This window comes from Haemophilus paraphrohaemolyticus, from assembly GCF_002015045.1.
In the GTDB taxonomy this organism is placed as follows: Bacteria; Pseudomonadota; Gammaproteobacteria; order Enterobacterales; family Pasteurellaceae; genus Haemophilus_A; species Haemophilus_A paraphrohaemolyticus.
This window is the reverse complement of the sequence record NZ_MUXX01000012.1, coordinates 44,853-60,814: the sequence shown is the minus strand read 5'-3', so window position 1 is coordinate 60,814 and position 15,962 is coordinate 44,853. Positions and strand designations below refer to the sequence as shown.

Here is a 15,962-nt window from a genome sequence, read left to right as displayed (position 1 = left end):
TGATCTGGACAAATTTCAATTTATTAAGGTATTGATATGAAAATGAAATCTCTTTTAGCGATAATTTTACTTGCGATGGGCGTTACAGCTTGTTCAACTGTAAAAAAAGTGGTTTATCGCATTGATGTTCCTCAAGGTAACTATTTAGAGCAAGATAAAATTGATCAGTTACAAATTGGGATGAATCAAGTTCAAGTGCAATATTTACTCGGTACACCTGTGTTAAGAGATGTTTTTGCAGAAAATCGTTGGGATTATGTTTTCATCAAACGCGAAGGGCATAATGATCCTATCCAACGCACTCTGTTAGTTTATTTTGATAATAAAGGTATTGTGACAGATATTAAACTTGATGATATTAAAAATCAGAAAGTAGTTGAAAAAAAAGCACAATAAATGATAAGCGGTTAGATTTCTACAAAACGTTGTAAGAAAATGACCGCTTTCTTTTTGCTAAAATTAAACATTAGAATTTTTAATCATAAAATTTCTATTTATAAAATTTATTTCCTTCCCTTATTTTTGCTTAAAAAGGCTCCTTTTAAACCATTTCAATACGTTTTAAGTTCAAAAAATAACCACTTAAACCTAATTTTTCTAATTTATTGCATTATTTTTTATTATCCCTCTTTTCAAGCCAAAAAAGTTTTGATACATTGCGAGTCATTCCAAAACACAACATTCTTAACAAATTTAAACTATCTTTACACAGGAGTACATCATGAGCGATTTAAACGCACTGTTCCAAAAAATCAAACAACGTGATCCTAACCAAGCACCATTCCACCAAGCGGTTGAAGAAGTTTTCGGTTCTTTAGCGCCGTTCCTTGCAAAAAATCCGCAATATACTAAACACGGTATTTTAGAGCGTATTGTTGAGCCTGAACGTGTAATTACTTTCCGTGTAACCTGGGTGGACGATAAAGGTAACGTGCAAGTGAACCGTGGTTATCGCGTACAAATGAACTCTGCGATTGGTCCTTATAAAGGCGGTATCCGTTTCCACCCAACTGTTGATTTAGGCGTATTAAAATTCTTAGCTTTTGAACAAGTTTTCAAAAACGCATTAACGACATTGCCAATGGGTGGCGGTAAAGGCGGTTCTGACTTCGATCCGAAAGGCAAATCTGACGCGGAAGTCATGCGTTTCTGCCAAGCGTTTATGACTGAATTATCTCGTCACATCGGAGCAGACACAGACGTACCAGCTGGCGATATCGGCGTGGGCGGTCGTGAAATCGGTTATATGTATGGTCAATACAAAAAATTACGCAACGAATTTGCTTCTGTGTTAACAGGTAAAGGCTTAACTTGGGGCGGTAGCTTAATTCGTCCTGAAGCGACAGGTTACGGTGCTGTGTACTTTGCTGATGCGATGTTAGCAACACGCGGTCAAGGCTTTGAAGGCAAACGTGTGGTGATTTCTGGTTCGGGTAACGTAGCACAATATGCTGCGGAAAAAGCAATCCAAAAAGGCTCGAAAGTATTAACGGTTTCAGACTCAAATGGCTATGTGTTATTCCCAGATTCAGGTATGACTGAAAAACAATTAGCAGATTTATTAGTGCTTAAAAATGAACGCCGTGAACGTTTATCAGTTTATGCAGCAGAGCAAGGCATTCAATACTTCGAAGGTCAAAAACCTTGGGGCGTGAAATGTGATATCGCTCTTCCGTGTGCAACTCAAAATGAATTAGATGGCGAAGCCGCGAAAGAGTTAGTGAAAAACGGCTGTATCTGTGTGGCAGAAGGAGCGAATATGCCAACGACATTAGAGGGTGTGGAAGTATTTATCACAGCAAAAATCCTTTACGCACCAGGTAAAGCAGCGAACGCAGGTGGTGTAGCAACTTCAGGCTTAGAAATGAGCCAAAACGCCATCCGTCTATCTTGGAGCCGTGAAGAAGTTGACCAACGTTTATTCGGCATTATGACCGCAATCCACGAAAACTGTGTAGAAAACGGGACAGAAGCAGACGGCTATGTAAACTATGTAAACGGTGCAAATATCGCAGGCTTCAAAAAAGTAGCAACCGCGATGCTAGAACAAGGCGTTTTATAATGAACTAATCCTTAGGGTTGTGATTAAAATAACCTTGATACCAAGCCGAACTTCGTGTTCGGCTTGTTTTTATCTGATATTTTCCTTCCTCAAAAATAATCTTCACCATACCCACTTTGGATGTATCTAAAATCTGCACTCCATGTTTTTCTAGTCGTTCGACGACATTTTTATTCGGCATTTTCCACGCATTCCAACGCCCAACTGAAATCACCGCAATATTAGGTTTGGTTATTGCCACTAAAATCTCGCCTGTGCTCGTTTTACTACCATGATGCCCGACTTGTAAGAAATCGATTTTTCCAATTATCGGAGAAAAAATTCGCTCTTGTGCTACGCCTGCATCGCCCGTAAAAAGCAATTTCAAGCGGTCTATTTCGACTAATAAAATGCAAGAATGTTGGTTTTCTGCTCGCTTTGTTATTTGTTCTGGGAAAATTGCAGTCAGCTTTATGCTGTCAAATTGCCATTCTTTGCTTGCAATACAAGGCTCTGGAATACGCTGAGCATAAGCCGTTTGTCCACTTGAAAAGAGCTGAGCATGAGGGTATGCCTCCAGCAGATCGGCAACGCCTCCTGAGTGATCGTTATCATCGTGGCTGATAAAAATCGCTTTAATTTGAATATTATTGCGTTTTAAATACGGCAATACTTCTAAATTTGCCATTGAATTGCGTTGCGAACCTTCGCCCCAACTTGCCCCCGTATCGTAAAAAATTGCTTGTTTTTGACCGCTTGTATCTTGGTAAATCAAGGCTTGGGCCAAACCCTGACCAATATCAAAAGTAACCCATTCAATGTAATGATCTTTTTTCAGGTAGCAAAGCCCCGCTAGATAAATAGAGGCTAAAATCGTGCTGAATTTGGCAAAAAATTGCCAAGATTTCATCCAGCTTTTGGCATAAATTCCCACCAAAATCAGCACGTTAAAGGCCAGCAAATGCCATTGGTTTTGCAAAGAAAGTGTTATCCAAGAATGAGAAAGCGGTTCAATTAACCATAAGCTAAATTGCGCTAACCAGTCCGTCAATTGCCAAGTATGAAGCAGATTATCCGTTAAAAGAGTAAATAGAATAATCGGTACAAGCACAAGGCTGTAAAATGGAACAATCAATAAATTGGCTACAAAGCCGAGCGGCGAATAGCCTTCAAAAAAGAAAAATTGCACAGGCGAGAAAAGGAAAAAGGTGCCCGTTTGTAGATGCAATAACGATAAAATAGGCTTGAAAAAGGGACGGTTTAGCCAATGCGGAATAAGCCACCCAAACTGCTTTAGCGGGAAATAGCGATACCACAAAATCAGGCCTGCTACGGCTAAAATAGAAAGCCAAAAGCTGTCAGATAGCATAGTAATCGGGTCTAAAATCAGCAAGATCGCAACAATTCGCCACCAAAATTGGCTGGGCGTGTAATGCCTGCGTGCGAATTGGCAAAGCAAGACCAAACTAATCGCAAAAATCGCTCGAACGGTTGGAATGGCAAACCCCGCCAAATAGCTGTAACTCAACGCAAAAACAAAGCCCATTAAGCGAGGAGGCAGATAAGAAAAGCTGATTTGTTGCACAAAATCATAGCGACATTTTGTACGGAGCATAAGCCATTGCCCTAGCTTGGCAAACCAGAAGCCGAAACCAAAGGCAAGAGCAATATGCAGCCCTGAAATGGCAATCAAATGTGCAGTGGTGGTTTGTTGGAAAATTTGCCAATGTTCTGATTTCAACCAAGCACGTTCACCGAAAGCAAGGGCAAGTAACAATCCTTGTGTTGCTAAGGATTGTGTTTGCTCATAAGTTCGGTTAAGCCATCGGGTTCGAAAAGGCAAATTTGTTTGATCAATCAATTCTGCTTTTCTAATGGTTGCAAGCCCATCAATATGATTAGCAAAATACCAACGCTGACGGTCAAAATTGCCGATATTACTTCGTCCAGAAATGGGTCGAAGATTAAACTCTGCTTGATAGACAGCATTGAGTTGTAAAGGCGTTTTCGCTTGCCAATTAAGATAGATATTTTGACCGCTTGTAAGCCTGCCAATTGCGGTCTCATAATCTTGTTGCTTTAAAATTTTAACAATTTCAATCGGTTGTGAGCTTTTATAAGCGGTGAAATTCTCTGCTTGATTTGCAATATTTAAAACTTGCCCGTAACTTAACAACATTGCCAAGCCCAACATAAACGGAAAAATTTGGCGTTTAAAACCAAAGTAAAGCATTAAGAGTGTGGCGAACAACATCACAAACAACAAAGCCTGTTGCGGCAGCCATAAAATGGGCAGGAAAGAGAGGCAAAGAAGAATGAAAAAGCGGTCAAGTGTCATAGCAATCTGTTTTTGCTAGACAGTATGCCGAGAAATAGAAAAGTGTGCAGAATTTTCTTTTAAATTTTCGAGCGCGATCGAAAAAATAAAATCCGCATATTGAATATGCGGATTATGCAAAACTAGAATACTTTCTTAAACGGCTTAATAATCACATCACCGTAAATGCCAGCTTCTACATAAGGATCTTCAGAAGCCCAAACTTGAGCATCTCCCAGCGAATCAAATTCTGCAATTACAGTTGAGCCAGTCACACTTGAGCCATCTTCCGTCGGGTTAGGGCCTGCGGTTAAGAGTCTGCCTTCAACTTGCAATTTTTCAAGTCGTGCAAGATGAGCTGGGCGAACTTCAAGGCGTTTTTCCAACATATTTGGGTTGTCTTGGGCAAAAATTACGTAATACATCGTTATTTCCTTCTGTTAATAAATGTTTATTCTGTTTTTTCTTCGGCTTGACTTGTTTCTAACAGTGCCAATGCTTCGTCTAATTCCGGGTTATTTTCACGTGGAATTGGGCGAGGTTTCCCCTCTTTATCAATTGCCACATAAGTGAATAAGGCTTCGGTTACTTTAAAGCGTTCACGTGTGCCTTCATACACTTGTTTGATAAACACATCCACTTTTACTTGCATTGAAGTGCGACCTAAACGTACTAATGTGCCATAACAGCAAACAACATCACCGACAGAAATAGGAAGGTGGAAAATCATTTTATCTACGGTAACCGTCACCACTCGACCTTTTGCCAATTCTTTAGCTAAAATCGCACCGCCTAAATCCATTTGAGACATAATCCAACCACCGAAAATATCACCGTTGGCGTTGGTGTCTGATGGCATTGCCAGTGTGCGTAAAATCAGCTTACCATCAGGATTTTTTGTGTAAGGTTCGTTTTTCATTTGTTATTCCTTGTTCTGTTGGTTTTCTTGTAAATAGGGGTAAACCACCACACCCGTTAAAATCGTTGCTACTAGACTTAAGCCTGTTAAGCCGAAGACTTTGAAGGTATACCACGCATCATTCGACATAAAATGGCTTACATAGAGGTTAAGAAGCATACAAATAATAAAGAAGATCGCCCAACCCGTATTGAGTTTTGCCCACACGTTTTCTGGTAAGCAAATTTCTTTACCCAATAGATGTTTGATAATCGGATTTTTCAATACAAATTGGCTAATTAACAGTACTAATGCGAATAATCCATTTAAGAGAGTGACTTTCCATTTTAAAAAGGCATCGTCGTTAAAATAAGCGGTTAGCCCACCGAAAACAACGACAAAGACAGCCATAAAAAGCTGCATTTTTTCAATTTTGCCATAGAGCATTTTTAGGGCAATTAGTTGCACAAGCGTTGCGATGACCAACGTAATCGCAGCTTCTTGTGTGCCAAAAAATTTGTACACCACAAAGAAGAGAATAAGAGGAATAAATTCAAGCAATTGTTTCATCATTGATCCTTAATTAACTTAACTTTTTAGGGCGAATGGTTTGATAAAAACGGAAGCCGAAAATGGTGGTAAAGAGTGATAAAAAAGCAGAGATCACGAAAGATAGCACCATAATCACGACATTATCACCTAAGCGCCCAACTAGAGCAGTAATTAAAATGGGTAACAGGTTTGCTAATAAGGTATAAGCAAAAAGTACAGCCATTTTACCTTTTGCAAGTTGCCACATAAATTTAACCGCTTGCCCAACACGATAATTTTCCACAAGAAAGACATAAGTAGAGAGATTTAAGCGTACAAATACAAAAATCCCAATAGCAAGTAGAGGTAAACTAAAAATGCTTGCTTCACGGCCTGAAATATTACTAAATAAAATCGACGACATACCGAAAGAAAGAGGCAACACCATAATGATGTAAAGCGAAATCGCAGGGAGCAGTTTTGCCAAGGCTTTGCTAGTATTTTGGAAAAAAGATTGGAATGTGCCCGCATTAATATCATTAATATTCAGCACTAAAAGCACAGAAATAAAAATATTTCCAATACCAATTAAGAGAGAGGGAAGCAATGAAACAGCTGAAACTGAAACTATAAAATTAGAAAGCACAAAGGTTGCCAGTAATTGAATAGCAAGCAATAATCCCATAGCTGTTAGCGAAAACTGACTACGATTTCGGATAAAATTCCAACTATCTTGTAATAATTGCGGAAAATTAATCGGCATAAAAATCCTTGTTTTTCGTTAATAAAAAGTAAAAAATAGCTCATAAGTATATCAATAGATCGCTTGAAGTGCATTAAGTTTTACCTTAGGCTATTTTTATCTCCACTTTTTATAATTTTAAACTATGCTCGAAACATTCCAATCAGGACAACGCTATCTAAACACCTATCCTCAACAAAAGAAATTAAACGTGTTTATGATAGATTATCGCCTTATTCAGCTTATTAAATTTTCAGGCAAATGGATGCCCGCTTTTGCTTGCTTTACAATTTTGTGGCAATACTTTTTTACAGACCCTAGCCAATCAATTTTGGCAAATTCGGTAATTACCGCCCTTTTTGCGGTAAGTATTCCCTATCAAGGTTTATATTTTCTCGGCAAGCGGTCAAAATCACCACTTCCTTTGCATTTAATGGACTGGTATGAAGAGCTGCGTCAGAAATTAGTAAATGAAAAGGTAAAATTAACCGCTTGCCCCGTGCAATCGGTGCCGAGCTATCAGGATTTTGCAAATTTATTGCAACTTGCGGAAAAAACGTGGGGCAATAAATACTTTGATGAGTTATAATTCCCCCAATTTTTTGGATGGCACTAGCCAATTTCTTGGCTTGTGCCGTTTTCTTTATTTTGACAGAATAATTTTTATGACAACACAAACCGACAAAGAAAAAAAACAAACCTACAACCTTAACAAACTGCAAAAACGTTTACGCCGCAATGTAGGTAATGCCATTGCCGATTTCAATATGATTGAAGAGGGCGATAAAGTAATGGTCTGCCTTTCTGGTGGAAAAGACAGCTATACTCTCTTGGATATTCTACTTAATTTGAAACTCAACGCCCCAATCCATTTTGATGTGGTGGCGGTAAATTTAGACCAAAAACAACCTGGTTTCCCAGAACATATTTTGCCTGAATACCTAGAAAGCATCGGTGTGGAATATAAAATCGTGGAAGAAAATACTTACGGCATCGTAAAAGAAAAAATTCCAGAGGGCAAAACCACATGCTCGCTCTGCTCGCGTTTGCGTCGTGGGATTTTATATCGCACTGCAACTGAACTTGGAGCGACCAAAATTGCATTAGGGCATCACCGCGATGATATGCTCGAAACCCTCTTCCTAAATATGTTTTATGGTGGTAAATTAAAGTCGATGCCGCCAAAGCTAATTAGTGATGATGGCAAGCAAATTGTGATTCGTCCGTTAGCTTACTGCAAAGAGAAGGACATCGAAAAATACGCGGAAGCGAAACAGTTCCCTATTATTCCGTGTAACTTATGCGGCTCGCAACCTAACCTACAACGCCAAGTGATTAAAGAGATGTTGCAAATGTGGGATCGCCAATACCCGGGACGAATTGAAACGATGTTCAGTGCCTTGCAAAATGTCACGCCATCGCACCTTTGCGATCCGAATTTATTTGATTTCAAAAATATCAAACACGGGCAAGTGATCGAAGGTGTAGAAGGCGACCTTGCCTTTGATAAGGAAGAGATGCCTGTAATTCCTGTTGGTGTAGGAATTGATGAAGACGAGCACGAATTTGCACAGGAAGGATTGATCCAATTTAAAGCGGTTTAATCTTTAACATAATTTGCAAACATTTACGAAAAGGAGGCTTCATGTTTTCTAACGAAGTCGTGATTTCGATCATTGTATTACTCGCATTAAGTTTGATGCGAATTAACGTGGTCATTTCACTTATTATTGCAGCCTTGGTTTGCGGGGTTATCGGCAATTATGGTGTCAAAAATGCCACGCTTTTCCAAGCATTAGAGAAGACCATCGGTAGCTTTACGGGTGGTTTAGGGGGTGGTGCAGAAACCGCAATGAATTATGCCGTACTCGGTGCGTTTGCGGTTGCTTTATCTAAATCAGGCGTAACCGATTTATTGGCTTACAAAGTGATTTCGCATTTTGGCAAACGCCCATCTGGTCGCTCCGTATTTTGGTTTAAATACATCATTTTGTTTGTATTAACCGCTTTTGCGATTTCATCTCAAAACTTAATTCCAATCCATATTGCGTTTATCCCGATTGTGGTGCCGCCACTTTTAGGTGTGATGAACCAGCTTAAAATCGACCGCCGTGCGGTAGCTTGTGGATTAACTTTCGGTTTAACCGCAACTTATATGTTGATTCCAGCAGGTTTCGGGCAGATCTTTATAGAAAGCATTTTGGTGAAAAATATCAATAATGTAGGCTCGCAATTTGGTTTAGTCGCAACGACTTCGGATATGACTAAAGCAATGTTCGTGCCTGTATTGGGGATGATTTTAGGCTTGTTCTTTGCCTTCTTGGTCTCTTATCGTAAACCACGTACTTATGTCGAAGTGCAAGAAAAAAATGCGGATGATATTGCAGAGCGTGTCGCACACGTAAAACCATTCCACATCTGGTTAAGCATTTTTGCTATTATAGCAACCTGTTCGACACAATTAGCCACAAATTCGACCATTATTGGCGGTTTAGTTGGTTTAGTGATTTTTGCTTTAGGTGGCGTATTTAGACTTAAACAATCCAATGATATCTTCCAAGATGGCTTACGCTTAATGGCAATGATTGGCTTTGTGATGATTGCCGCATCTGGCTATGCAAGCGTGGTGAATTCAACAGCTGGTGTTGCCGAATTGGTCGAGGGTTTACGTGGTTCAATTGATAGCAAAGGTTTAGCCGCATTCTTAATGTTGGTTGTTGGTTTGTTTATCACTATGGGCATCGGTTCTTCTTTCTCAACCGTACCAATTATTACCTCTATCTATGTGCCTTTGTGTGTGGCTTTCGGTTTTTCACCGCTTGCAACGATGTCTATCGTGGGCGTAGCCGCCGCACTTGGCGATGCAGGTTCACCCGCATCAGATTCCACTCTTGGCCCAACATCAGGCTTAAATGCTGATGGCAAACACGACCACATTTGGGATTCGGTTGTACCAACTTTCTTACACTTTAACATTCCATTGTTAGTGTTTGGTTGGATTGCAGCAATGACGTTGTAATTATTATAATGCAATCATTTACTGGGGCGTGTTGCACACGCCCTTTTATTTCGTTCAATATATAAAAATATTCCAAAAAGGCTATTTATGAAATTTATCTCTTTTAATATCAATGGCTTACGTGCTAGACCGCATCAACTTGAAGCTATTATCGAAAAACACCAACCTGATATTATTGGCTTACAAGAAATCAAAGTTTCAGACGAAGATTTCCCTTATGACTTAGTCAATCACTTAGGCTACCACGTTTTCCACCATGGGCAAAAAGGACACTACGGCGTGGCACTTTTAACCAAAAAACAACCGCTTGCGGTGCGTAAAGGTTTTCCAACTGATAGCGAAGATGCACAAAAACGAATGATTATGGCGGATATTGAGACTGAATTTGGCGTGCTTACGGTATTAAACGGCTATTTCCCTCAAGGCGAGAACCGCAAGCATGAAACTAAATTCCCAGCAAAAGAAAAATTCTACGCAGATCTCCAAAATTATTTAGAAACAGAATTGAAACCTGAAAATCCAATCGTGATTATGGGCGATATGAATATTAGTCCAACTGATTTAGATATTGGCATTGGTGAACCAAACCGTAAACGTTGGTTACGTGATGGAAAATGCTCATTTCTACCCGAAGAACGCGAATGGTTAGGGCGTTTGCAAAGCTACGGATTAGTTGATACATTCCGAGCAATACACCCAGAAGCCGATGATAAATTCTCGTGGTTTGATTACCGTTCAAAAGGCTTTGATGACAACCGCGGTTTACGCATTGACTTAGTGCTTGCCTCAAAACCATTGGCGGAACGCTGTGTAGAAACAGGCATTGATTTGGAAATCCGCGCGATGGAAAAACCTTCTGATCATTCTCCTGTTTGGGCGGTGTTTAAATAATCATTAAATGAATGATTAAGACTTTTTAGCTAAATACGCCGCTAAAATCTTAACGTCTTCATCGCTCAATTTCTGTTTGGCGGTGTTACCACCGCCATTAACTTTGCCGTTTTTACGATCCATTAAAGCATTTAAAATCTCTTCTTGGCTCATTTGATTAATGATTTTAGATTTCCTCATCGCTGGTTTTTCTGCGGTTCTACCGTGGCAAGTGGCACAAGAACGGCGGTAGAGTTTTTCCTCTGGAGTTATATCCATATCAGCCCAAGCAGAAAAACTCAAATTGCCAAGCAAAATAGCCAACATCCATTTAGCGTATTTCATACACTATCATTTAAATAACTTCTCCAAATCCGCATCGGGAATCTTACCTTCATATTTAGCGGTAATATTGCCTTTTGCATCAATAACATAAGTGGTCGGTGTGCCAACAAGGTGATAGCGTTCGGCTGTGATTTTCAGCTGATCTTTCACGACAGGCAATGCAAGTTTTTGTTTATTTACGACCGCTTGCGTATCTGCTTTTTCGCCATCGACGTTGATTGCAATCAGTTGCACTCTGTTTGGATGAGCATCAGCCATTTTCTCGAACATTTTTAGCTCCATAATGCAATGCCCACAGGTTTCCGACCAAAAAGTGAGTAAGCGGGTGCCTTGCCAATCCTCTAATTTTACAGAGTTGCCTTGCAAATCATAAGCCGCAATCTCAGGGGCAGCTTGACCAATTACCGCACTTTCTTCTTTGCAAGCGGTAATACCAAAAACAACCGCAAGTAAACTCAGTTTGAATAAGGTTTTTGTCATCATTTTAATTTCTCTCTTCTTTTAAAAATCTGCCGTGTTGCAGATAAATGGTGCGGTCGGTGAGTTTGCCGAGTTCTGGATTATGCGTCACCATCACAATAGTGCGCCCTTGCTTGTTAAGTTCTGTAAGCAGATCGAGCACCAATGTTTCGTTTTTTTCATCCAAATTTCCAGTCGGTTCATCCGCGAAAATCACAGGCGGTTGATTAACCAAGGCACGAGCGATGCAAACCCGTTGTTGTTCACCGCCTGAAAGTTGGCTTGGTCGGTGATCGATGCGATGTCCTAAGCCGACTTGTTCGAGCACAGCTTTGGCGGCTTCCTCATCAATCACGCTATGATAATGTTGGGCAAGCATCACATTTTCGAGTGCAGTTAAGTAGGGAATTAAGTGGAATTGTTGGAACACCAAACCGATTTTTTCCGCGCGGAAACGTTGGCGGCCGACTTCGTCCAGTTGAGCAGCATCGACACCGTCTAAAATCACCTTGCCTTCGCTTGCGGTGTCTAAGCCAGTGAGAATGTTCATTAGCGTCGTTTTGCCTGAGCCAGATGCGCCCATAATGGCGACAAATTCGCCTTGTTTGATTTGGATGTTGATGTCTTCAAGGGCGGTTACCTGCCCGAAGCGTTTGTATAAATGTTGGGTTTCGATTACAAATTCACTCATATTTTTTCTCTTGCTAGTAAGGTATGTGGATTGAAAATCCACGCATGCATAAAACGAATACATGCGTGAAATGTTCCATTTCCCCCTACTCACCTTTTAAAACATTCGCCACATTAATATTCAACGCTCTGCGCGTTGGGATAATCACCGCCACGAAAGCTACCAATAACGACAATACAATCGTAATCGGTAGCACAGGCAAGCGCATATCAATGTAGGATTTAAACACCATTAAGCCTAGCACTTGAGCAATCAGATAGCCTAAGCAAAGCCCAGTAATAATCGCACCGCTTGCAATGATGAAAATCTCGGTGCTAATTTGGTGGATAATGTCCGATTTTTTCGCCCCCAAGGCTTTTTGAAGCGCGAACTCTTTGGCACGTTCGCCCACAATTGCAATCAGCGTGGTATTAACGCAAAGGGTAGCAAGCACCAAAATAACCAGCGAAATCAAGCCCATCAAGCCTTTGATTTTATCCAAAATCTGCCCTTCGGAAGCGGAGACTTTACGGATTGGGCGAGCGGTTAAATCGGGGTTTTGTTGCATAATTTGTTCGGCGAATTGCTCCGCTTGGTTTGCTCCTTGCTCATTTTTCACGTTCAGCAACGCATTATTCGCCAAGCCTTCTTTTTCCAGCCAATTTTGGACAAAGGCGAGATTGACTAGCAACATATTGTCGGTAACATCGCCCGCTTCCACAATAGCTTTGATGGTAAAGCTGTGTTTTTCGACGGCATTTTTGGAAAGCCGAATGCTATCGCCCACTTTTAAATGCAACCGTTCGGCAAGGGTTTTGCCGATCATTGCATTGCGGTCATCAAAGTTCACGTTGATTGCCGAGCCTGTGATTTGCCAATAAGGGGCAAGGGTTCGCATCGCATCGAAATTCACGCCCATCAGTACAATTTTTTCCAAATCACTGCGTGCCACGCCGTAAAGATAAGGGCTGGATGCGGTCACTAAGTCGTTTGGTGCATTTTGCAAAATGGCGTTGAGTTCAGTTTCGTTGATCATTCCGCCGTTGGCTGAACCAATATAGAAATTAGCCCCGAAGGTCCGGAGTTCTTGGCTCATTTTGGTGTTGATGTCGAAGTAAACTGCTGCCATCGCCGTCACGATGCTCGCCCCCACGGTGAGTGCGGTAAAAATAATCAACACGCGTTGCAATCGAAGGCGTAGAGCACGGAAAATCAATCGCCAAAACATACTGCTATTTGCTACTTTATTGTCTGCTTTTTTATGCTCTACCATAGAGCACCTCCACAGGGTAAAGTTTTGCGATTTTATGAGCAGGAAACCAGGTGCCAATCACGGCAATCAACATTGAAAGCACCAACACGCAAGGTACAACAATCCAAGCGAAATCCAGTGGTGCACCGAACAATGCTGCACCGATAAATTTCGCCAAGCCCCAGCCAGCAATACAGCCAAGCACGCCACCAACCAACGCACTGAGCACCGCTTCGCAATAAAACAGCAGCGTGATTTGCCACTGATAAGCACCAAGTGCTTTCATCAAGCCAATCTCTTTAGAACGCTCGATAATGCCTGCACTCATCAACGATGCGATCCCCATTGCTGCGGCGATTAACGCAGCCACAGTCACCACCGCAAGCAAGAGTTGGATTTTGCCAATCACTACGCCTTCAGATGCCGCAACTTGCCAAATCGGGCGGACAATTGCCCCTGAAATCGCTTCTTCCAACTGGTGCGAAATGGACGACACATAAGCCGTGCAATACCAGCGGTCATATTCTTCCGCATCTAAGGCATCCGTATTAACACGTGCTTTACGAGAAAGATCGTTTTCAGGCACGGTGAGCGCAGAAACACGAACGGATTGCACTTTGCCTTCTAAACCGAGCAAGGTTTGTACAGGGTTTAATGGCATCACGAGTTGATTATCTTCCGAGCCGCCTGTGCTTAACATTCCTTTGATTTCCACAGATCTTTTCTGCGTTTCATTATTTTCATTGGTGTAACTGAGCGTTAATTTATCGCCAATTTGCCAGCCGTTCGCCTTAGCAAGTTGTTCACCTGCCAAGGCAGGGATGAACTCGCCAAACTCACCCCTGAAGTCATCCACCCATTCGCCATTCACTTTCCAGAATGGGCTGATAATGCGCTGCCCTGTATGGTAATCATCTTCATCGGGAATGGCGATTTGGTGATCGAAAAACGTACCCAACACGTTAATAGTTTTCTCTAAAAGAGCGGTCGATTTTTTAGGTGAATTTGCAGAATAGTCCGTGAATCTAACCGCTTGCACATTGGCAGAAAGCAACGGAGCGAAGCCAACAATATTGTTTCGCCAGAAAATATCTTTGATATTCGGCAGTTCTTTTTCATCCAGAAAATCTTGGCTGGAAAGTGAACTACTGTGGCTCAATTCATCAGGTAAAGCTGCATTGCTGGCAGGCTCGACTAAAATATTCGCCCCGTAAGATTTCAGCTCTTTCGCCATTTTGTCGCCAATATCAATTGAAACTGCAAGGAGCGCAGAGACCAAGCCTGCTGCTAAGAAAATCGTGATAATGGCAAGCAATTTGCGTTTTAAGCCGAACCGCCAAGATTGAAATAACATTCTCGCCAGCATTATTCCCCCTTATTCTCGTTCTCTTTGCCGCCAAGATATTTTTCAGGGTCGTCACGGAATTGATCGAGATTTTTTTCGTTCTCGAAGAAATAAGTGTGCCCTTCGTGGCTATATTTGAACTCCGTTTTAGTATTTTTGAGTTTCGTGCCACTAATCGGATCTTGCACATCAATTTCCACGATGGTGCTGAACAAATTCAAGCCATCTTCCAAACTTTTGCGAGAAATAATGATTTCGCTGTCGGTTTGCTGCCAATCTTCAATCGGCACAGGGTTGCAGCCACCCGGTTTGCCGATGGACGGAATAAACATATGCACGCCACAGCCCACGCACACCACTTGGTTGCCTTGCATCACGTAACCTTGGTCGCCACAGAGTAGGCAGGCATCAAACACCGCCGCCATACTCACTTTATTGGGTTGACGGTTGATGATGAAAAATCGCACCGCTTTGCCGTCATCTGCAATCCATACGAAACGGTGCAACTTACCATCTTTGAGCGGTTCAAGGGCTAAATGCACTTCATCTTTTTCGTTAAGCTGCACAGGCATAGCTTCGGAAAGCTGCGGTGGTTGTGATGCTACTTTTTCCCAATAGAGCTGACTTACGCCTACCAATAAAAGCCCGAAAACGCCCCAGCCGATTAAGCGTTTGGAAATCTGCACCAAGGCGAGTTTTTTTCGTTTTTCAATTGGATCGATTTCTGTATTGGTGTGTTTTAGGCGTTTAACATGGGTTTGAATAGTAAAGATAGCCAAAATTATCGCCATTAAAACCACACAAATCGTATTCAGCCATACGGTGATTTCGCCCGATTTTGCGACAAAACTGAGTCGTAGTTTGGTGAGTTCGATAAGCTGTAGTTTCATCAGCGTGAGTAATAATTCAGCCACAAGCGGTAGAATTAAGGCGATAAAAAGCAAAAAGATCAAGGCTAAAAGTACGGTGGATTTGCCTTGTGTTTTTTGTTGCTGTTTAAGTAAAAAATAAAGCCAAGCCGAAGCTGCAAAGCAGAAAATCATCCCAGAAATGACCGCACTTAGGTTCAAAATAAAATCGGTGTTAATGACATCGGTGTTACTAAGTGCGGTGATATTTGGATCTTTCGCCCACGTTGCGCCTGCGATGAGCATTAACGCAAATTGCCAAAAGCCCGCAAGTTTTGCAGATAGAAGCCATTGGCAGATCGCAAAAAGAAAAAATGCGATTAAAAAACCAAGGGTAAGAATCAGGTTCTGCACTTGTCCGTTCGGCAGATTTAACCGCAAGATAACGCCACAAGCCAAGCCGAATAGACTGAGCCAGATCAGTGTTTTAGGGAACATCGTGCCTTTTTTGATTGCCCACGAAGCCCCGAGTAAAAGCGAAATTGGCAATAAGGATTGGAGTAGGAAGATGAAGAAGTAGGTCATAGAATACTGTTTGTAAACGCCTAGGGTAACAAGTTACCCT

The 15,962-nt window shown here is 41.5% G+C and carries 17 protein-coding genes; 6 read left to right on the top strand and 11 right to left on the bottom strand.

What is annotated here, in order from left to right; all coding sequences use genetic code 11:
- Window positions 1–36: 36 nt before the first annotated feature.
- Window positions 37–396 carry an outer membrane protein assembly factor BamE gene (bamE, locus tag B0184_RS06030; protein WP_005708693.1) on the top strand — a complete coding sequence of 120 codons (360 nt, stop codon included), beginning with the start codon at window positions 37–39 and terminating at the stop codon, window positions 394–396.
- Window positions 397–721: 325 nt separating this feature from the next.
- The gene (gene gdhA, locus B0184_RS06025) at window positions 722–2,062 is read left to right on the top strand and encodes an NADP-specific glutamate dehydrogenase (RefSeq protein WP_005708832.1); all 1,341 of its coding nucleotides are present in this window, start codon (window positions 722–724) and stop codon (window positions 2,060–2,062) included.
- Window positions 2,063–2,066: 4 nt separating this feature from the next.
- Here the strand turns inward: gdhA and B0184_RS06020 are convergent, their stop codons facing one another.
- From B0184_RS06020 to B0184_RS06000, 5 genes are all read right to left on the bottom strand, one after another.
- Window positions 2,067–4,379 carry a DNA internalization-related competence protein ComEC/Rec2 gene (locus tag B0184_RS06020; protein WP_005708884.1) on the bottom strand — a complete coding sequence of 771 codons (2,313 nt, stop codon included), beginning with the start codon at window positions 4,377–4,379 and terminating at the stop codon, window positions 2,067–2,069.
- 122 nt (window positions 4,380–4,501) lie between these two features.
- Window positions 4,502–4,783, bottom strand: a complete 282-nt coding sequence (locus B0184_RS06015; protein WP_005708877.1) for a YciI family protein — start codon at window positions 4,781–4,783, stop codon at window positions 4,502–4,504.
- A gap of 26 nt (window positions 4,784–4,809) precedes the next feature.
- Complete coding sequence (yciA, locus tag B0184_RS06010) at window positions 4,810–5,277, bottom strand: acyl-CoA thioester hydrolase YciA (protein ID WP_005708829.1); 468 nt, start codon at window positions 5,275–5,277, stop codon at window positions 4,810–4,812.
- Window positions 5,278–5,280: 3 nt separating this feature from the next.
- Window positions 5,281–5,826, bottom strand: a complete 546-nt coding sequence (locus B0184_RS06005) for a septation protein A (RefSeq protein WP_005708711.1) — start codon at window positions 5,824–5,826, stop codon at window positions 5,281–5,283.
- A gap of 13 nt (window positions 5,827–5,839) precedes the next feature.
- Complete coding sequence (locus B0184_RS06000; RefSeq protein WP_005708788.1) at window positions 5,840–6,550, bottom strand: hypothetical protein; 711 nt, start codon at window positions 6,548–6,550, stop codon at window positions 5,840–5,842.
- A 124-nt stretch (window positions 6,551–6,674) separates the two neighbouring features.
- Between B0184_RS06000 and yfbV the strand changes: the two genes are divergently transcribed.
- From yfbV to xthA, 4 genes are all read left to right on the top strand, one after another.
- The gene (yfbV, locus tag B0184_RS05995) at window positions 6,675–7,118 is read left to right on the top strand and encodes a terminus macrodomain insulation protein YfbV (protein ID WP_005708743.1); all 444 of its coding nucleotides are present in this window, start codon (window positions 6,675–6,677) and stop codon (window positions 7,116–7,118) included.
- Window positions 7,119–7,194: 76 nt separating this feature from the next.
- A complete protein-coding gene (ttcA, locus tag B0184_RS05990) occupies window positions 7,195–8,133 on the top strand; it encodes a tRNA 2-thiocytidine(32) synthetase TtcA (RefSeq protein ID WP_005708910.1) in 939 nt (312 codons plus the stop codon).
- 41 nt (window positions 8,134–8,174) lie between these two features.
- Entirely contained in the window at window positions 8,175–9,548 is a 1,374-nt protein-coding gene (locus B0184_RS05985) for a Na+/H+ antiporter family protein (RefSeq protein WP_005708835.1), read from the top strand.
- Between the two features lie 87 nt (window positions 9,549–9,635).
- A complete protein-coding gene (gene xthA, locus B0184_RS05980; protein WP_005708903.1) occupies window positions 9,636–10,439 on the top strand; it encodes an exodeoxyribonuclease III in 804 nt (267 codons plus the stop codon).
- Between the two features lie 15 nt (window positions 10,440–10,454).
- On the opposite strand, the gene B0184_RS05975 is transcribed toward xthA, so the two are convergent.
- The 6 genes from B0184_RS05975 to B0184_RS05950 form a co-directional block, all read right to left on the bottom strand.
- Entirely contained in the window at window positions 10,455–10,763 is a 309-nt protein-coding gene (locus B0184_RS05975) for a c-type cytochrome (RefSeq protein WP_005708808.1), read from the bottom strand.
- 6 nt (window positions 10,764–10,769) lie between these two features.
- Window positions 10,770–11,246: a TlpA family protein disulfide reductase gene (locus tag B0184_RS05970; RefSeq protein WP_005708876.1), complete on the bottom strand. Its 477-nt coding sequence runs from the start codon at window positions 11,244–11,246 to the stop codon at window positions 10,770–10,772.
- Between the two features lies 1 nt (window position 11,247).
- Window positions 11,248–11,913, bottom strand: coding sequence for an ABC transporter ATP-binding protein (locus B0184_RS05965; protein ID WP_005708736.1), 666 nt, complete (start codon window positions 11,911–11,913; stop codon window positions 11,248–11,250).
- 85 nt (window positions 11,914–11,998) lie between these two features.
- Window positions 11,999–13,165, bottom strand: coding sequence for an ABC transporter permease (locus B0184_RS05960; protein ID WP_005708705.1), 1,167 nt, complete (start codon window positions 13,163–13,165; stop codon window positions 11,999–12,001).
- Window positions 13,152–14,510: an ABC transporter permease gene (locus tag B0184_RS05955; protein ID WP_005708757.1), complete on the bottom strand. Its 1,359-nt coding sequence runs from the start codon at window positions 14,508–14,510 to the stop codon at window positions 13,152–13,154. Before B0184_RS05955 ends, B0184_RS05960 begins: the two co-directional genes overlap by 14 nt.
- Window positions 14,510–15,922 carry a Fe-S-containing protein gene (locus tag B0184_RS05950; RefSeq protein ID WP_005708745.1) on the bottom strand — a complete coding sequence of 471 codons (1,413 nt, stop codon included), beginning with the start codon at window positions 15,920–15,922 and terminating at the stop codon, window positions 14,510–14,512. The genes B0184_RS05955 and B0184_RS05950 overlap by 1 nt, the downstream gene beginning before the upstream one ends.
- Between the last annotated feature and the right edge of the window lie 40 nt (window positions 15,923–15,962).